15 protein-coding genes are annotated in these 17502 nt (G+C 70.3%); 8 read left to right on the forward strand and 7 right to left on the reverse strand.

What is annotated here, in order from left to right; translation table 11 throughout:
* Positions 1-57 precede the first annotated feature (57 nt).
* Positions 58-3126 carry an excinuclease ABC subunit UvrA gene (gene uvrA, locus STRBO_RS0128820; RefSeq protein ID WP_020115217.1) on the reverse strand — a complete coding sequence of 1023 codons (3069 nt, stop codon included), beginning with the start codon at positions 3124-3126 and terminating at the stop codon, positions 58-60.
* Between the two features lie 222 nt (positions 3127-3348).
* Here uvrA and STRBO_RS0128825 point away from each other — a divergent pair, with 222 nt between their 5' ends.
* Together STRBO_RS0128825 and STRBO_RS0128830 are read left to right on the forward strand one after the other, a co-directional pair.
* Positions 3349-4035 carry a maleylpyruvate isomerase family mycothiol-dependent enzyme gene (locus STRBO_RS0128825; protein WP_020115218.1) on the forward strand — a complete coding sequence of 229 codons (687 nt, stop codon included), beginning with the start codon at positions 3349-3351 and terminating at the stop codon, positions 4033-4035.
* A 9-nt stretch (positions 4036-4044) separates the two neighbouring features.
* Positions 4045-4698 (forward strand): MBL fold metallo-hydrolase, encoded by a 654-nt coding sequence (locus STRBO_RS0128830; protein ID WP_005477966.1) that lies wholly within the window; start codon positions 4045-4047, stop codon positions 4696-4698.
* Between the two features lie 157 nt (positions 4699-4855).
* Here the strand turns inward: STRBO_RS0128830 and STRBO_RS0128835 are convergent, their stop codons facing one another.
* Positions 4856-5425, reverse strand: coding sequence for a PadR family transcriptional regulator (locus STRBO_RS0128835; protein ID WP_005477967.1), 570 nt, complete (start codon positions 5423-5425; stop codon positions 4856-4858).
* Positions 5426-5562: 137 nt separating this feature from the next.
* Between STRBO_RS0128835 and STRBO_RS0128840 the strand changes: the two genes are divergently transcribed.
* The 4 genes from STRBO_RS0128840 to STRBO_RS0128855 all read left to right on the forward strand — a co-directional run bounded on the left by STRBO_RS0128840 (position 5563) and on the right by STRBO_RS0128855 (position 8980).
* Positions 5563-5955, forward strand: a complete 393-nt coding sequence (locus STRBO_RS0128840; protein WP_005477968.1) for a nuclear transport factor 2 family protein — start codon at positions 5563-5565, stop codon at positions 5953-5955.
* Positions 5956-6390: 435 nt separating this feature from the next.
* On the forward strand, positions 6391-7290 hold the full coding sequence (locus STRBO_RS0128845; RefSeq protein ID WP_005477969.1) for an ABC transporter substrate-binding protein: 900 nt from the start codon (positions 6391-6393) through the stop codon (positions 7288-7290).
* Positions 7287-8201, forward strand: a complete 915-nt coding sequence (locus STRBO_RS0128850; protein ID WP_005477970.1) for an amino acid ABC transporter permease — start codon at positions 7287-7289, stop codon at positions 8199-8201. The genes STRBO_RS0128845 and STRBO_RS0128850 overlap by 4 nt, the downstream gene beginning before the upstream one ends.
* Entirely contained in the window at positions 8198-8980 is a 783-nt protein-coding gene (locus STRBO_RS0128855; protein WP_005477971.1) for an amino acid ABC transporter ATP-binding protein, read from the forward strand. Before STRBO_RS0128850 ends, STRBO_RS0128855 begins: the two co-directional genes overlap by 4 nt.
* A gap of 138 nt (positions 8981-9118) precedes the next feature.
* Here STRBO_RS0128855 and aroQ read toward each other — a convergent pair whose 3' ends face one another.
* Positions 9119-9592, reverse strand: coding sequence for a type II 3-dehydroquinate dehydratase (gene aroQ, locus STRBO_RS0128860; protein ID WP_005477974.1), 474 nt, complete (start codon positions 9590-9592; stop codon positions 9119-9121).
* A 100-nt stretch (positions 9593-9692) separates the two neighbouring features.
* Here aroQ and STRBO_RS0128865 point away from each other — a divergent pair, with 100 nt between their 5' ends.
* Both STRBO_RS0128865 and STRBO_RS0128870 read left to right on the forward strand, forming a co-directional pair.
* Entirely contained in the window at positions 9693-10739 is a 1047-nt protein-coding gene (locus tag STRBO_RS0128865; RefSeq protein ID WP_005477976.1) for a S66 family peptidase, read from the forward strand.
* Positions 10740-10830: 91 nt separating this feature from the next.
* Positions 10831-12141 (forward strand): MFS transporter, encoded by a 1311-nt coding sequence (locus STRBO_RS0128870; RefSeq protein WP_202498779.1) that lies wholly within the window; start codon positions 10831-10833, stop codon positions 12139-12141.
* 44 nt (positions 12142-12185) lie between these two features.
* Here STRBO_RS0128870 and STRBO_RS0128875 read toward each other — a convergent pair whose 3' ends face one another.
* From STRBO_RS0128875 to STRBO_RS0128890, 4 genes are all read right to left on the reverse strand, one after another.
* Positions 12186-13286, reverse strand: coding sequence for a calcium:cation antiporter (locus tag STRBO_RS0128875; RefSeq protein ID WP_005477979.1), 1101 nt, complete (start codon positions 13284-13286; stop codon positions 12186-12188).
* A 111-nt stretch (positions 13287-13397) separates the two neighbouring features.
* The gene (locus tag STRBO_RS0128880) at positions 13398-14399 is read right to left on the reverse strand and encodes a TerC/Alx family metal homeostasis membrane protein (RefSeq protein ID WP_028796902.1); all 1002 of its coding nucleotides are present in this window, start codon (positions 14397-14399) and stop codon (positions 13398-13400) included.
* Positions 14400-14678: 279 nt separating this feature from the next.
* Entirely contained in the window at positions 14679-16742 is a 2064-nt protein-coding gene (locus STRBO_RS0128885; protein ID WP_020115221.1) for a TerD family protein, read from the reverse strand.
* A gap of 47 nt (positions 16743-16789) precedes the next feature.
* Positions 16790-17368, reverse strand: coding sequence for a TerD family protein (locus STRBO_RS0128890; RefSeq protein WP_005477983.1), 579 nt, complete (start codon positions 17366-17368; stop codon positions 16790-16792).
* Positions 17369-17502 lie beyond the last annotated feature (134 nt).

Genomic DNA, 17502 nt, shown 5'->3' on the forward strand with positions numbered 1-17502 from the left:
GCCACCGCACTTTTCCGGATTTCGGCGGACCTGTCGGTCAGGCGCCGCGACGCCGCCTCAGTCCTCGCGGGCCCGCGTGGTCCTCTTCGCCGGAGCGGCCTTCTTGGTGGCCGTGGCCGCCTTCTTCGTGGCGGTGGCGGCCTTCTTGGCGGGGGCGGCCTTCTTGGCGGTGGCCGCCGTGGCCGTCCGGGCCGTCGCCGTCTTCTTCGCGGGCGCCCCGGCGGCGACCGTCCGCTTGGCCGCGGCCTTGCGCGGGGCCTTCACCTGGGCCGCGTCGCTGATCCGGTCGGCGCCCAGGATCTCCCGCAGGAACTTGCCCGTGTGGCTGGTCGGCACCCCGGCGACCTCCTCGGGCGTGCCCTCGGCGATCACGAGGCCACCGCCGGCGCCGCCCTCGGGTCCCATGTCCACGACCCAGTCGGCGGTCTTGATGACGTCGAGGTTGTGCTCGATGACGATGACCGTATTGCCCTTGTCGACCAGGCCGGAGAGCACCTTGAGGAGCTTGTTGATGTCCTCGAAGTGCAGTCCGGTGGTCGGCTCGTCCAGGACGTAGACCGTGCGTCCGGTGGAACGGCGCTGCAGCTCGCTGGCGAGCTTGACGCGCTGCGCCTCACCGCCGGACAGGGTGGTCGCGGACTGCCCGAGCCGGACGTAGCCGAGGCCGACATCCTTGAGCGTCCTGAGGTGACGGGCGATCGCGGGGACGGCCTCGAAGAAGTCCGTGGCCTCCTCGATCGGCATGTTCAGTACGTCGGCGATGGACTTGCCCTTGTAGTGGACCTCCAGGGTCTCCCGGTTGTACCGGGCGCCGTGGCAGACCTCGCACGGGACGTAGACGTCCGGGAGGAAGTTCATCTCGATCTTGATGGTGCCGTCGCCCGCGCAGTTCTCGCAGCGGCCGCCCTTGACGTTGAAGGAGAAGCGGCCGGGCAGATAGCCGCGGACCTTCGCCTCGGTGGTCTCGGCGAACAGCTTGCGGACGTGGTCGAAGACGCCGGTGTACGTCGCCGGGTTGGACCGGGGCGTACGGCCGATGGGCGACTGGTCGACGTGCACGACCTTGTCGACCAGGTCGTCGCCGTCCACACGCGTGTGCCGCCCCGGGACGTTCCTGGCGCCGTTCAGCTCGCGGGCCAGGTGCGTGTACAGGATGTCGTTGACCAGCGTGGACTTGCCGGAGCCGGACACACCGGTGACGGCCGTGAAGACGCCCAGGGGGAACGAGACGTCGATGTCCTGGAGGTTGTTCTCCCGGGCGCCGTGCACGGTGAGCCGGCGGGTCGGGTCGAGCGGGCGGCGGATGTCGGGCAGCGGGATGGCCTTCCGGCCCGAGAGGTACTGCCCGGTCTGCGACTCCGCGTTGTCGAGCAGTTCCTTCAGGGAGCCGCTGTGCACGACGTTGCCGCCGTGCTCGCCCGCGCCGGGACCGATGTCGACGATCCAGTCGGCCATCTTGATGGTGTCCTCGTCGTGCTCGACGACGATGAGTGTGTTGCCCATGTCGCGCAGCCGGACCAGGGTCTCGATGAGCCGGTGGTTGTCGCGCTGGTGCAGACCGATGGAGGGCTCGTCGAGGACGTAGAGGACGCCGACGAGACCGGAGCCGATCTGGGTGGCCAGACGGATGCGCTGCGCCTCGCCGCCGGAGAGCGTGCCGGCCGCGCGGTTCAGCGAGAGGTAGTCGAGGCCGACGTCGACCAGGAACCTCAGCCGTTCGTTGACCTCCTTCAGGACGCGCTCGGCGATCTTCTTGTCGCGGGTGTTGAGCTTCAGCTTGCCCAGGAAGTCGGCGCAGTCGCTGATGGACATGGCGGCGACCTCGGCGATCGACTTCTCCATGACCGTGACCGCGAGGACGATCGGCTTCAGCCGGGTGCCCTCACAGGTGGGGCAGGGCACCTCGCGCATGTAGCCCTCGAAGCGCTCACGGCTGGCGTCGCTCTCCGCCTCGCCGTGGCGCCGCTTCACGAAGGGGACGGCGCCCTCGAAGGCCGTCGTGTAGACCCGCTCGCGTCCGTACCGGTTGCGGTAGCGCACCTCGATCTGCGTCTTGTGGCCGTACAGCAGGGCCTTCCTCGCGCGCTGCGGGAGTCCGGCGAAGGGGATGTCGGTCCGGAATCCCAACGCGTCCGCGAGGGCTCCGATGAGGCGGCCGAAGTAGTCCTTGGTGTGGCCGTGCGACCAGGGGTGGATGGCGCCCTCGTCGAGCGACTTGTCCTCGTCCGGGACGATCAGCTCGGGGTCGACCTCCATGCGCGTGCCGATGCCGGAGCAGTCGGGGCAGGCGCCGAAGGGCGAGTTGAAGGAGAAGGAACGGGGCTCCAGCTCCTCGAAGGACAGGTCGTCGTACGGGCAGTACAGGTGCTCCGAGAACATGCGCTCGCGCTCGGGGTCGTCCTCGGGGAGGTCGACGAAGTCGAGCACGACCATGCCGCCGGAGAGGCCGAGGGCGGTCTCCACGGAGTCGGTGAGGCGGCGCTTGGCGGAGTCCTTCACCGTCAGGCGGTCGACGACCACCTCGATGGTGTGCTTCTCCTGCTTCTTCAGTGTGGGCGGGTTGGAGAGCTGGACGGTCTCGCCGTCCACCCGCGCGCGGCTGTACCCCTTGGTCTGGAGGTCCGCGAAGAGGTCGACGAACTCGCCCTTGCGCTCCCGCACCAGCGGCGAGAGGACCTGGAAGCGGCTGCCCTCGGGCAGCTCCAGCACCCGGTCGACGATGGCCTGCGGCGACTGGCGGGAGATCGGGCGGCCGCACTCGGGACAGTGCGGCTTGCCGATGCGCGCGAAGAGCAGCCGCAGGTAGTCGTAGACCTCGGTGATCGTGCCGACCGTCGAGCGCGGGTTGCGCGAGGTCGACTTCTGGTCGATGGAGACCGCCGGGGACAGACCCTCGATGAAGTCGACGTCCGGCTTGTCCATCTGCCCGAGGAACTGCCGGGCGTAGGAGGAGAGCGATTCGACGTACCGGCGCTGCCCCTCGGCGAAGATCGTGTCGAAGGCCAGCGAGGACTTGCCCGACCCCGACAGGCCCGTGAAGACGATGAGCGAGTCGCGTGGCAGGTCGAGCGAGACGTTCTTCAGGTTGTGCTCGCGCGCGCCACGGACGATGAGACGGTCGGCCACGCCGGTCCGCACCTTTCTTGAGTGAATGACAGGGGCCAGAGCCCCCGTCTTCACAGACTAGGGGGAGCCACTGACAACGCCGGTCCTGTTTCCCCGTTCCAGAACAATCCCGGGCCTTCCAGCATGCCCGACGCCGCACTCGACCATATAGCACGCGCATTCGATTTACGGGGGTGGCCGGACCGCTTCACCCGAAGGTGTGGCGGGGCTAGGGTCGGCGGCATGATGGATCACGCACGTGACCTGGCCTCTGTACGAGAAGCGACGGACCGGCTCCTCACCGCAGCCGCCGCACTGGACAACGCCGCTGTGACCGACGCGTCACGGCTGCCCGGCTGGAGCCGGGGTCACGTCCTGGCTCATCTCGCCCGTAACGCGGACGCACTGGTGAACGTGCTCGAAGGGCGCCCCATGTACGTCTCCGAGGAAGCGCGGGACCTCGACATCGGGCGGGACGCGCCGCGGCCCCTGAAGGCGCAGCTCGCCGACGTGCGCGACAGCGCGGACCGGTTCCAGGACGCCGCCTCGCTCCCCGCGGACCGGGCCCGCACGGTCGAGCTGCGCAACGGGGTCACGGAATCGGCGTCCCGGTTGCCCTTCCGGCGCTGGATCGAGGTGGAGCTCCATCACGTGGACCTCGGCATCGGGTACGAGCTGGAGGATCTTCCGCGTGAGTTCGTGGAGCGGGAGATCGACTTCCTCGTCGACCGCTTCACCGGGCATCCCGACGTGCCTCACACGCGCCTGACGGACGGCACGCACGTGTGGACCACCGGTAGCGCCGCTTCCGGATCCGAAGTGACGGTGACCGGCACCGCGCCGACCCTCCTGGGCTGGCTCGCGGGCCGCCGCGACGGCACCGCGCTGCGCGTCGAAGGAGGGGCTCTCCCGCCGCTGCCCCCGCTATAGGCTGCCACCATGACGTACAGCGGAGCGGTGAAGGTCGGCGGTCCTGCGGATGTGCACGAGCTGCCGGACCTGATGATCTCCAAGGTCGCCGTCGGCCCGATGGACAACAACGCGTACCTGCTGCGCTGCCGGGCCACCGACGAGCAGCTGCTGATCGACGCCGCCAGCGACGCCGGAACCCTGCTCACCCTGATCGGGGACGACGGGATCGCCTCGGTCGTCACGACGCATCGGCACGGGGACCACTGGCAGGCGCTCGCCGAGGTGGTGGCGGCCACCGGCGCCCGTACGTTTGCGGGCCGGGACGACGCCGAGGGCATCCCGGTGGCGACCGACGTACCCGTCGGCGACGGCGACACGATCCGGGTCGGGCGCGTGGAACTGACCGCGCGCCACCTGGTGGGCCACACGCCGGGTTCGATCGCCCTGGTCTACGACGACCCGCACGGGCATCCGCACGTGTTCACCGGGGACTGCCTCTTCCCGGGCGGTCCCGGCAGGACGACGAACCCGGTGGAGTTCACGAGCCTGATGGACGGGCTGGAGGAGAAGGTGTTCGGCCCCCTGCCTGACGAGACGTGGATCTATCCGGGCCACGGGAACGACACGACACTCGGGGCCGAGCGGCCGCAACTGGCGGAGTGGAGAGCCCGCGGCTGGTGATCAGCCGATCCGGCCGGGGCCGCCCGGAGACGGATCGCCGGTGGCCGAGCGGACCGGTGCGGGCGGTCCGGGCGGTCCGCCGCTCCACGAGCGCGGATCGGTGGCCGCTGTGCGGCTTCCCCTCATACGGTCGAAGGACGCACCCGATCCAGTCACTTCACGGAGTATCGGCGGCCGCACGCTGCCCGAGTCGACGCAGCGCCATGTCCCCCCACGCGAGGTTCTCCCGCTCGAACGCCATCCCCCGCAGCAACGTGAGGTACGGACCGATGCGCTCGGCCTCGGTGAAGTAAGCCTCCTCCGAGCGCCCGTCGAGCAGACGCCGGCGCATTTTTTCGTAGCGGGCCAGCTTGGCCGTGGCCCATTCCATGCGCTCGGCGACGGCCGCCCGCACCGCCTCGACGTCCCCCGCGTCCGCGCACTGCACCTTGACCAGCAACTCGTCCCGGATGACCACGGGCCGGCTCGCAGACGCCGCCGTGTAGGCGCGCACAGCCTGCCGCCCGGTTTCCGTCAGCGAGAACAGTCGCTTGTTGGGGCGACGCTCCTGCTCGACGACCCGGGCCGCGATCAGCCCCTCGGCCTCCATGCGCTCCAGCTCTCTGTAGAGCTGCTGAGGTGTCGTCATCCAGAAGTTGGCGACCGTCGCGTCGAACCCCTTCGCGAGGTCATAACCGGACGCCTCGCCCTCCAACAGTGCGGCCATCACCGCGTTCCGCAATGCCATTGACCCAATCTATCAGAATTGCGACTAGTCAATAAGGTGATCAAGTCCATGCGCAGACTCTCTGGACAGGGCCACTCTGAGGCCTCTAGCCTCCCCGCTATCTATTCAACTTATTGACTATGGGAGGTGGGGGTCTCATGCATCCCTTCCGCAAGGCCGTCGAGGCCGGCGACATGGACGCCGTGGCAGCCCTGCTGGCGGACGACGTCGTCTTCACCAGCCCGGTCGCCTTCACGCCGTACCCCGGCAAGGCGGTCACCGCCGCGATCCTGCGCCATGTGATCCAGGTCTTCGAGGACTTCACCTACGTCCGCGAGATCGCCAATCCCGACGGCCGCGACCACGCCTTCGTCTTCACCGCGAAGGTCGGCGGCAAGAAGCTCCAGGGCTGCGACTTCCTGCACTTCGACGAGCACGGAAAGATCGACGACTTCACGGTGATGGTGCGCCCGCTGTCGGCTGCGAAGGCGCTGTCCGAGGCGATGAGCGCCCGGTTCGACGAGATCGCCCGCGAGGCGGCCGCGCAGTGACCACGACGCCCGACTTCGACGTCCGCGTGGGCAACACCCGCAAGGACCCTTAGGCGTTCGCCGGCCTGCTCCACGGCCCGGAGCGCCCGCACCCGTCGGAGTGGCGCGCACGGGGACGGTGAACTCTCCTGCGCCGTAAGGCAGTTGGCGAGACGGCCGACAGGGGGCGTGGAGCCACCCGCACGCGCCCCGTGTGAATCGAACGCACACGCCGACGCCCCGCGCGCGCTCCCGGCGTACGCCGTGGCGTAGTCCACTGGAAGCAGGTCCGCACGGGATGACGGCTCCCGCGCGGACGGGCCGCCGGCCACCCATCCCCGCCCTCGGCCGGCGGCCCCGCCCAGCGTTCACAGGAATGCAACACACGTTCCCAGAATGCGGACAGTTACCCATGTGACCTCGACAAACAGGACGTCACGCTGTCAATCTCACGCCATGCGTCCTGTCCTGCGAGCCGCCCGCTCCCCGCGCCGTGCCGTCTCCGCCGCCATAGCCGCCCTGCTCGCCACCGTCGCGGTGGGCTGCGCCCCGCAGCCGGAGGAGGATGCCTCCGGCACGGCCTCCGCCTCGGCGTCCGGGGCGTCCTGCGCCAAGGGCGGGTTGGACACGAAGACCTCCGGCAAACTGACCGTCGCCACCGACGAACCGGCCTACGAACCCTGGTTCACGAACGACGACCCGAAGAACGGCAAGGGCTTCGAGTCGGCGGTCGCGTACGCCGTGGCCGAGCAGCTGGGCTACGCGAAGGCGGACGTCGTCTGGCAGAGCGTGCCCTTCAACAAGGCGTTCGCGCCGGGGGCGAAGACCTTCGACTTCGACATCAACCAGGTCTCGATCAGCGACGAGCGCAAGAAGGCCGTGGACTTCTCGTCGGGCTACTACGACGTGCGTCAGGCCGTCGTCGCGCTGAAGGGCTCCGCGGCCGCGAAGGCCACGAGCATCGCGGACCTCAGGAAGCTGCACCTGGGCGCCCAGGTCGGCACCACCAGCCTCAACTACATCGACGACGTGGTGAAGCCGGCCCGGGACGCCGCCGCGTACGCGAAGAACGACCAGGCCAAGTCCGCGTTGAAGAACGGCCAGATCGACGCCATCGTGGTCGACCTGCCGACCGCGTTCTACATCACGGCCGCCGAGGTGACGGACGCCCAGATCGTCGGCCAGTTCGAGAACCAGGGCGGCACCCCCGAGCAGTTCGGGCTCGTCCTCGACAAGGGCAGCGCCCTCACGTCCTGCGTGACGTCCGCCGTGGACGCGCTGCGCGAGGACGGCACGCTGGCGAGGATCGAGCGGCAGTGGCTGTCCGAAGCCGTCGACGCCCCGGTGCTCAAGTGACGGTCGTGAAGGAGGAGTCCGGGCAGGGGGACGCCGACGACGACGGCATGCCCGGCGGGGACGACGGCTACGTCCCCTCACCACGACGACTCGACCGGGAGCGCTACAAGCGTGACCGGGCCCGCCGCGCCACCGGCGTAGCCGCCCTGTCGACCCTGGCCACGGCCGTCGTCCTCTATCTGGTCGTGGTCAACGCTCCCGGCTGGCCGCGCACCAAGGAGACGTTCTTCAGCGCCGAGTACGCGCGCGAGGCGTTCCCGAAGGTGCTCGAAGGGCTGTGGCTCAACGTCCGGCTGCTGCTGGTCTGCGGCGTCGCCGTCCTGGTCCTCGGCATGCTGATCGCCGTCGCCCGCACCCTGCGCGGTCCGGTGTTCTTCCCTCTGCGGGCTCTCGCCGCCGCGTACACCGACTTCTTCCGCGGTCTGCCGCTGATCATCAACCTGATGATCGTGGTGCTGGGCGTCCCGGCGCTCAGGCTCCAGGGCGTGACCGTCGATCCGGTGCTGCTCGGCGGCACCGCGCTGACGCTCACGTACTCGGCGTACGTCGCCGAGGTGTTCCGGGCCGGCATCGAGTCCGTGCACCCCTCGCAGCGCGCGGCGGCCCGCTCGCTGGGCCTCACCAACCGGCAGGCACTGCGGCACGTGGTGCTCCCCCAGGCGGTACGCCGCCAGGTACCGCCCCTCCTCAACGACCTGGTGTCGCTGCAGAAGGACACCGGACTGGTCTCCATCGGCGGCGCGATCGACGCCGTACGCGCCGCCGACATCATCGTGGGCCGCAGCCTCAACTACACGCCGTACATCGTCGCGGGACTGGTCTTCGTCGCCCTGACCATCCCCATGACCCGCTTCACCGACTGGGTCACGGCCCGGATGGACCGGCAGCGCGCGCAGGGAGGGACGACATGAGCGACACCCGAGAGACCGTGCACGCCCCCGAGGCGTCCCCCGTGCTGCGGATGGAGTCCGTGCGCAAGACCTTCGGCGGCTCGGTCGTGCTGCGCGACGTCGATTTGGCGGTCGCCCCGCACACCGTCACCGCGCTGATCGGCGCCTCCGGTTCCGGCAAGTCGACCCTGCTGCGCTGCGCCAATCTGCTGGAGGACATCGACGACGGGGCGATCTGGCTGGACGGCGAGGAGATCACCGACCCGCGCGCCGACCAGGACGCGGTACGCCGCCGCATCGGCGTGGTCTTCCAGTCGTACAACCTGTTCCCGCACATGACGGTGCTGGACAACATCACCCTCGCCCCGCGCCGGGTGCACGGCGTGGGCCGTGCGGAGGCCGAGGAGCGGGCCCATGGGCTCCTGGACCGGCTCGGGCTGAACGGGAAGGCGGGCGCGTACCCCGACCGGCTCAGCGGAGGCCAGCAGCAGCGCGTGGCGATCGTGCGCGCCCTGGCCGTACGCCCCCGGCTGCTGCTGCTCGACGAGATCACCGCCGCCCTCGACCCGGAGCTGGTGGGCGAGGTCCTGAACGTCGTGCGCGACCTGAAGGCCGACGGCATGACGATGGTGCTGGCCACCCACGAGATGGGCTTCGCGCGCGATGTCGCCGACCAGGTCTGTTTCCTGGACGGAGGTGTGGTGCTGGAACACGGCACGGCGGAGCAGGTCTTCGGCGACCCACGTGAACCACGCACACGGCAGTTCCTGCGCCGGATCGTGGAGGCGGGCCGTCTGTGACGGGCGGTGCAAAGGACGGGTGCAAGGGGCGGATGTAAGGGACGGGTGTAAGGGCCGACCACCTGGAGATCGGGCGTTACCGTCCGCCTCGCCGGTCGGACCGGTCCGGCCCGACCGCGCACCCCCGATGACCGAGCCCTACGCCTCCGCCCTCCCCGCCCCCGCCAGCGCGGCGACGCGCTCCACGCCGAACACATAGCCCTGCACCCCGCAGCCGGCGATGACCCCGTCGGCGCGCAGGGAGACGTACGAGTGGTGCCGGAACGTCTCCCGCTGGTGGATGTTGGAGATGTGCACCTCCAGCACGGGCAGCCCGTCACAGGTGTTGAGCGCGTCGAGGATCGCCACGGAGGTGTGCGAGTAGGCGCCGGGGTTGATGACGATGCCGCTGTGGTGGAGCCGTGCCTCATGGATCCAGTCGACCAGTTCGCCCTCGTGGTTGGACTGCCGGAAGTCCACCGTGCCCCCGTGCGCGGCCGCCGCCTCGGCGCACATCGCCTCGACGTCGGCAAGTGTGTCGGAGCCGTAGATCTCGGGCTGGCGCTGCCCCAGAAGGTTCAGGTTGGGGCCGTTGAGAATCATGATCGGGGCGTGGGCCAGGCTGCGGGGCACGGTTCCTCCGGTCCTTCGGTGTGGGCGGCCGTCGGGGACCGCTGCTCGACCCCGGTTTATCACGGTGAAACGATGCGGCAGGAAGCCGTACCCTCCCCGCATGACCACGCCCGCGTACCCTCCCAAGCCCTCCTCCGGTGACCGTGTCGCCGTCCTCTCGCCCGGCGCCGGCCTGCCCGAACTCTTCCCGCGGCCCTTCGAACTCGGGCTGCGGCGGCTGCGCGAGGAGTACGGTCTCGAACCGGTCGAGTACCCGACGACCCGGAAGATGGGCGCCACACCGCGGCAGCGGGCCGACGACATCCATGCCGCCTTCGCCGACCCGGACATCAAGGCGGTGTTCACGTCGATCGGCGGTGACGACCAGATCACCGTGCTGCCGCTGCTCGACCGGGAGTTGCTGCGGGCCAACCCCAAGCCGTTCTTCGGACTGAGCGACAACACCAACCTGCTGGCCTTCCTCCACGCCACCGGAATCGTCGGATACCACGGCGGCACCGTCATGACCGCACTCGGCAGGTCCGTCGCCATGGACCCGCTGACCGCGGAATCCCTGCGCGCCGCCCTGTTCACCTCCGGGCCCTACGCACTGCGGCCGGCCGAACGCTTCAACGACATCGACCGTGACTGGGCCGACCCGGCGACCTTCGACGCGGAGCCGGAGACCGTGCCCGGCACCGGATGGACCTGGGTGAACGCCGACCGCGTGGTGCAGGGCCGGAGTTGGGGCGGCTGTCTGGAGATCCTGGGCTGGCTGCTGATGGCCGACCGCGAGGTGCCGCGCGACCTGTCCGTGTTCGACGGCGGGGTGCTCTTCCTGGAGACCTCGGAGGAACTGCCCAGCGGCGAGGAGGTCTTCCGCACCCTGCGGAACATGGGCGAACGCGGCCTGCTCCACCGGTTCTCCGCGCTCCTGATGGGACGCCCCAAGGCGTGGTCCCTGGAGCGGCCCACCACTTCGGAGGAAGCGGCCCGTTACACGGCCGGACAGCGGGAGGCCGTCCTGCGCGCCATGCGGACGTACGCCCCCGACACCACGATCGTCTTCGACGTCGATCTCGGGCACACCGATCCGCAGGTCGTCATCCCCTACGGAGGCGTGGTCCGGGTGGACGGTCCCGCCCGGCGCATCACCGTGACGTACTGAGGCCCGTTGACGCCTCCCGGAACACAGTGTCCTCGCACGAGCCTCCGCACGCCCCCCGTAACCGCCCGTCACCGTGGGTAGTTGACGCGGCATGCAACCAGCACGCACCGTGAAACCGCCGTCCATGCTGCGCCTCGCGTCCGCCTCGCTCGCCGGGACGGCCATCGAGTTCTACGACTTCTTCGTCTACGGGACGGCGGCGGCGCTCGTCCTGGGGCCGCTGTTCTTCCCGACGTTCTCACCCCTGGCGGGGACCCTCGCGGCCTTCGCCACGTTCGGGGTCGGGTTCGTGGCACGGCCGCTCGGCTCGGTGCTGTTCGGGCACATCGGGGACCGGCGCGGGCGGCGGCCGGTGCTCGTCGCCTCGCTGCTGCTGACCGGGGGCGCGACCGTGGCCGTCGGCTGCGTCCCCACGTTCGACTCCATCGGTGTGATGGCCCCCTTCCTCCTTCTCGTGCTCCGCTTCCTCCAGGGGCTCGGGCTGGGCGGGGAGTGGGGCGGAGCGGTGCTGCTGACGGCGGAGCACGCGCCGGCCGACCGGCGCGGACTGTGGTCGAGCTTTCCCCAGGTCGGCCCCGCGGTGGGGTTCCTGCTGGCCAACGGCGTGATGCTGGCACTGTCGGCGACTCTGACGGAGGCCCAGTTCGCCGCCTGGGGGTGGCGGGTGCCGTTCTGGGCGGCGGGCGTCCTGGCCGTGGCGGGGCTGTGGCTGCGGTCGTCGCTCACGGAGAGTCCGCCGTTCCTGGGGATCGACGAGCCCGCGCGCGTGCCGTTCGCCGAGGTCGTACGCGACCACTGGCGGCTCGTCCTGCTGACGGCCGGGGCGCTCGCGATCGGGTACGCGGTGTTCTACGCGGTGACCACCTGGTCCCTCGCGTACGGAACCGAACGGCTCGGTGTCAGCCGGACGGTCATGCTGACCTGCGTCATGGGCGCCGTGGTGGTGAAGGGCGCCCTGACGCCGGTGGCGGCGGTGCTGGGCGACCGCTACGGGCGGCGCCCGATGTGCCTGATCGGCTGCGGGGTCACGGTGCTGTGGATGTTCCCGATGGTCGCGTTGCTGGCGACCGGTGAACCGCTGCTGATCTTCTTCGGCTTCCTCGTGGCGATGCTCGCGTTCGTCACGATGTTCGCCGTCGTCGCCGCGTACCTGCCGGAGCTGTACGAACCCCGGGTGCGCTGCACGGGCGCCGCCGTCGGCTACAACCTCGGCGGCGTGTTGGGCGGTGCCCTGACCCCGATCGTGGCCACCGCCATGGCCCAGGGCGGGCGGGTGCCCTGGGGCGTGGGCGCGTATCTGACCGGGATCGCCGTGCTGAGTCTGGGCTGCTTCGCCCTGCTCCCGGAGACCCGGCCGGTGCCCCTGACTGCGACGGCGCAGGCGGAGGCCGCGGCGAGGTGAGCACCTCTGTGCCGTACGCATCACCTCGCGCGACGGCCACCGGCCTACGGGTTGACCGCCAGCTCCAGATAGGCCGCGAACAGCACCAGGTGGACCCCGCCCTGCAGGGGTGTCGCGCGTCCGGGGACGACGGTCAGCGAGGCCACGACGACGGTCAGGGCGAGCAGCACCATATGGGTGGCGCCGAGGCCGAGGACGAGCGGGCCGGAGAGCCAGACGGAGGCCAGGGCGACGGCCGGGATGGTCAGGCCGATGCTGGCCATGGCCGAGCCGAGGGCGAGGTTGAGGCTGGTCTGGACGCGGTCACGGCGGGCCGCGCGCAGGGCCGCGATGGTCTCGGGCAGCAGCACCAGCAGCGCGATGACCACACCCACGACGGCGTGCGGCAGGCCCGCGGCGTCGACACCGGACTCGATGGTGGGCGAGACCCCCTTGGCCAGGCCGACCACGCCGACGAGTGCGAGACCGAGCATGCCGAGGCTGATCTTGGCGGTGCGGGCCGACGGAGCCTCGGCGTGGTCGTCCTCGGCGATCACCTCGCCCAGCCGGGTGATGGGCAGGAAGTAGTCCCGGTGGCGCACGGTCTGCGTCGCGACGAACAGGCCGTACAGAGCCAGTGAGGACAGCGCGGCGAAGGTGAGTTGCGGTGTGGAGAATTCCGGGCCCGGCTTGCTGGTGGTGAAGGTCGGGAGCACCAGGCTGAGCGTGGCCAGCGTCGCGACCGTGGCGAGCGCGGCGCCGGTGCCCTCCGGGTTGAAGACCGCGAGTCCGTGGCGCAGTGAGGCCACGAGCAGACAGATGCCCACGATGCCGTTACAGGTGATCATCACCGCGGCGAAGACGGTGTCGCGGGCGAGGGTCGCGCTCTTGTCACCGCCGTCGAGCATCAGGGTGACGATCAGGGCGACCTCGATGATCGTGACGGCGACGGCGAGGACGAGGGAGCCGAACGGTTCCCCGACCCGGTGCGCGACGACCTCGGCATGGTGCACGGCGGCCAGCACGGCGCCCGCGAGCACCAGGGTCACCAGGGCGACGGCCGCGGGGGGCAGATCACGTCCCCAGCTGAGAGCGAGCAGGACGACCGCGGCCACCGGGACGACATCGGTCCATCGTGTCGTGAGCGACCGGAGCCGAGCGAGCATACGGTGATCCTTTCAGACGTGAAGGGGCCCCGCACGCCGGTGGACGCCGTGGATACGCGTCACCGTCGTGCGGGGCCCCATCAGTGATTGCCGTGCGGTACGGGCCCGGCGTCAGGCCTCGATGCTGTCCTTCTCGGTGCCTTCGGCCTTCTCCTGCGCCGCCTCCGCCTCCGCCTGCTTCTTGGAGGCGATGAGGCTGGTGATCGTGGTGACGACCAGGACCGCGCAGATCACGCCGAGCGACACGGGGATGGAGATCTCGGGGACGTGCACCCCGGACTCGTGCAGGGCATGCAGCACCAGCTTCACCCCGATGAAGCCGAGGATGACCGACAGACCGTAGGACAGGTGGACCAGCTTCTTCAGCAGCCCGCCGATGAGGAAGTACAGCTGTCGCAGGCCCATGAGCGCGAACGCGTTGGCCGTGAACACGATGTACGGGTCCTGGGTCAGACCGAAGATCGCCGGGATCGAGTCCAGCGCGAAGAGGATGTCCGTGGTGCCGATGGCGAGCATCACGACCAGCATCGGCGTCATGACGCGCTTGCCGTTCTGCTCGATCCACAGCTTGGTGCCGTGGTACCGGTCGGCGACGCCGAAGCGCTTCTCGACGGCCTTGAGGAGCTTGTTCTCCTCGTACTCCTCCTCCGCCTCGTCGGCCCTGGCCTCCTGGATGAGCTTCCAGGCGGTGTAGATCAGGAACGCGCCGAAGATGTAGAAGACCCAGGCGAAGCTGGCGAGGATCGCCGCGCCCGCGGCGATGAATATCGCGCGGAGCACCAGGGCGATCAGCACACCGACCAGCAGCACCCGCTGCTGGTACTGCGTGGGCACCGAGAACTTCGCCATGATCAGCACGAAGACGAAGAGGTTGTCGACACTCAGGGACTTCTCGGTGATGTAGCCCGCGAAGAACTCTCCGGCCGGCTGGCCGCCGGAGAAGACGAGCAGCCCGAGTCCGAAGAGGGCGGCCAGGACGATCCAGACGATCGTCCAGATTCCGGCTTCCTTGATGGACACTTCATGGGGCTTGCGGCCGATGAAGAAGTCGACCGTGATGAGGGCGGCGAGGCCCACAACTGTGAGGACCCAAAGGGTCGTTGAAACATCCACTGCGCCTCCGGCAGTACGTAACGGCAAATTTCAGCGTCGTCGCTACCGGAGGTCTCTTCCACCCGGTCCTCCGGGACGTTCCACAACGTCCGGTGCCGCCGGGCCGACGCCCCGGGATCAGGCTTGATCCGTATTGACGGGTACGCCGCAGCATGTAGGGAGTACTCCCCTCCGCACGAAAAGAGTACCCAATCACCAAGAATAGGTAAAGGGTCTGGCAAAGAAAGAATCAAAACCGCAGGTCAGGCGGCTTTGCGAGGGCTTGGTACAGGGTTGGGCTCACCGGTTCCAGGAGCGGCGGGCGTCCGCGACGCGGGCGAGGACGTCGTGCATGACCCGGCTGCCGGGCGGGACGCTCGACGGCTCGTACGTCCAGGCGTGCCCGACCCAGGGGTCGGCGAGATGGTCGTCGGGGGCGGGTGTGAGTCGCATCAGCGAACGCCACAGCGGGTCGAGCAACGGCCCGTAGGAGGCGGCTTCCTGCCGGTCGGCGACCATCATCAGGTGGACGCCGAAGGCCGGGCCCTCGTCCGCGAGATAGCGGAGCTGGGTGACGGCGCGGTCGTCGAAACCGTGCGGGAAGTCGTTGACGATCAGCAGTTGCTCGGCCGTGTCGAAGCCGGGGGGCAGGGCGTCGGCCGCACCGCCGCGCACGGCCATCTGCACGAGGTCGACGCGCTGGGTGAGCCGCCCGAGGACGTCGGAGACGCCCGCGGCTCCGGCGGCCGGCGGTCCGGCGAGCACACCCGCCCCCACCAGCGGAGCCAGCGCGGACACGCCGGCGCCGGCCGCGTCGACGACGTGCACCGTGAACTCGCCGGGCGGGTAGACCGCGAGCAGGCGCGCGGCGAGCGCCACCGCCGTGTCCAGCGCACGGCGGCGCAGCTCGTCGGAGTCGGCGAGCGAGTCGCGGGAGCCGGAGCGCCCGCTGTCGATCCACAGGCCGCGCTCCAGCGGCAGCCGGACCAGCATCGGTATGCGCACGTCCTCGCTCTCCGGCAGCCGGAGGTCGCCCAGGCGCAGGGCCATCGGGATCTCCATCGGCACCCGGTAGCCGTGCCAGACCGGGTTGTCCCAGCCGGCGAAGGCCGGGGGCAGCGCGGGCTCGACGACATCGGCCTCGGCCCGGAGCTGGGCGAGGTCGCGGTCGAGGGCGTCCCGGGCCTGGTCGACGAGCTGGGCGTGCTTGGCGCGGGCGGCCTCGCGCACCGCGTCGCCCTGCCCGCCGATCCGGCTGCGCGGGTCGGACAGGGCCCTGTCCAGCTCCTGCTCCATGCGCGACTCGGCGAAATCGACGGCGCTGCGATACGCGGCGGCGGTGCGGGCGAGGTCCTCGAACATGCCCCACACCTGGTTGTAGAGCCGCTCCTCCATGGACCAGCCGGTCGCGTCACCGGCGACGGGCCGCGCGGGCTGTCCCGGCTGGGCCGGGGGCGCGGTCGGCGGCGGAGGCGGCGGCGCGGTGGTCTGGCGGCCGGGGTGGCTGTAGTTGACGGGGCCGCCGGTGGTGGACGCGGCGGGCTGGGACCCGGCGGACGGGTCGGCCGGGGCGGGGTCGCCGTGCTGCGGCGAGAGGTGATCGGGCAGTGTGGCGTCGGGCGAGGAGCCGTACGGGGGTGTGCTGCCGTACGGGGAGGCGGGTGGATGCCCTTGCTGCGGTGGGGTGTTCCCGGGCAGGCCCTGAGGTGTCGCATCCCCGTGGGTCTGGTCGGGGCCCTGTGCGGGGGCGGCCGTCCGGCGGGGACGGTCCGTCTCCGGAACGCGGGGCGGAGGCGCGGCCACGGAGCGGGCGAGGCCCTGGACCACGGCCTCGTGGATGCTGCCGGCGAGCTGCTGGGCCTGCGGCAGCCCCTGGTCGGTGAGCAGCTCGGCGAGGCCGCCCGCGTACCCCTGGCCGATCGCGCGGACCTTCCAAGCGCCCTGTCTGCGGTACAGCTCCAGAGCGATGACCGCCGACTCCGCCTCGAGGTCGGTGATGGTGTAGCTGGCGACCTCGGTGCCGTCGAGTCCGGTGACCGCGACGAAGGGGGCGGCGACGGCACCGAACCGCGCCGGCCCGCCGCTGCCGGACGGCAGGGCGAGCAGCACGGTCACCCGGTGCACGGACGGTGTCAGGGCATCGAGGTCCACGGCGAGGCGGTGGTCGGCCGCCGCCTGTCTGGGGACCTCGACGCCCGGCAGGGTGGGCGCGCCCGGGTGGGCGACCCACTCCACGCCGTGCACCCGGCCGCGCTCGTCGCCGAGGGTGGCCCCGGCCACGATCGGCGTGCCGGCCGAGACGCGGATCTCCAGTCGGACCTCGGGGAGCGGATGGTTCTGCCCCCGGACCAGCTCGGCCGTCATCGGCTTCTTCCCCCTGTGTCGCTCACCGCGTGCTGCGTCGTGCTCGCCTAGAGAACCGGCAGGATCGCCGGCATCAGGTCCTGGAAGGTGCGCCCGTTGGCGGGCGTGCCGATGGCGGTCATCTGCCATCCCGCGCCCGCGCGGTGCACCTTGGCCATGATCTGGGCCGTGTACTGGCCGCCGCCCGCGAGGGTGTAGCGCGCGAGCTCCTGGCCGTTGGTCTCGTCGACCAGACGGCAGAACGCGTTCTGCACCTCATGGAAGGTCTGGCCCGTGAAGGAGTTCACGGTGAAGACGATCTGGTCGATGTGGACCGGCACCCGGGCCAGGTCCACGAGGATCGCCTCGTCGTCGCCGCCCTGGCCCACGCCGCCGACCAAGTTGTCGCCGGTGTGGCGGACCGAGCCGTCGTCGCTCACCAGGTGGCGGAAGAAGACGACGTCGATGGGCTGCTTGTCCGCGAACAGCACGGCGGAGGCGTCGAGGTCGATCTCGCGGGTGCGGGATCCGAACAGGCCGCGCCTGGGGGCAGCCTGCCAGCCGAGACCCATGCGTACCGCGGTCAGGCTGCCTCCGTCGTTCTTCTGCAGACTGATGGCCTGACCCTTGGTCATGTTGACGGTCACGCGCTGTTTCCCCTCTCGAACTGTCCCCTGTTTCCGCGGAGTCCGCGGATGTGCAGCACCTTACGCAGCGGCACTGACATTGCCGCAGTCCGTGTGGCACTTTGTGTCGGTCTTGCAACACAGCGCGCCCGCGC

Origin of the sequence: Streptomyces bottropensis ATCC 25435, assembly GCF_000383595.1 — a bacterium.
Lineage (GTDB): Bacteria > Actinomycetota > Actinomycetes > Streptomycetales > Streptomycetaceae > Streptomyces > Streptomyces bottropensis.

Coding starts and splice junctions, on each gene's coding strand:
- STRBO_RS0128825 (WP_020115218.1), top strand. CDS start 3,349: ATGATGGATCACGCACGTGACCTGGCCTCTGTACGAGAAGCGACGGAC.
- STRBO_RS0128830 (WP_005477966.1), top strand. CDS start 4,045: ATGACGTACAGCGGAGCGGTGAAGGTCGGCGGTCCTGCGGATGTGCAC.
- STRBO_RS0128835 (WP_005477967.1), bottom strand. CDS start 5,425: ATGGCATTGCGGAACGCGGTGATGGCCGCACTGTTGGAGGGCGAGGCG.
- STRBO_RS0128840 (WP_005477968.1), top strand. CDS start 5,563: ATGCATCCCTTCCGCAAGGCCGTCGAGGCCGGCGACATGGACGCCGTG.
- STRBO_RS0128845 (WP_005477969.1), top strand. CDS start 6,391: ATGCGTCCTGTCCTGCGAGCCGCCCGCTCCCCGCGCCGTGCCGTCTCC.
- STRBO_RS0128855 (WP_005477971.1), top strand. CDS start 8,198: ATGAGCGACACCCGAGAGACCGTGCACGCCCCCGAGGCGTCCCCCGTG.
- STRBO_RS0128865 (WP_005477976.1), top strand. CDS start 9,693: ATGACCACGCCCGCGTACCCTCCCAAGCCCTCCTCCGGTGACCGTGTC.
- STRBO_RS0128870 (WP_202498779.1), top strand. CDS start 10,831: ATGCAACCAGCACGCACCGTGAAACCGCCGTCCATGCTGCGCCTCGCG.
- STRBO_RS0128875 (WP_005477979.1), bottom strand. CDS start 13,286: ATGCTCGCTCGGCTCCGGTCGCTCACGACACGATGGACCGATGTCGTC.
- STRBO_RS0128885 (WP_020115221.1), bottom strand. CDS start 16,742: ATGACGGCCGAGCTGGTCCGGGGGCAGAACCATCCGCTCCCCGAGGTC.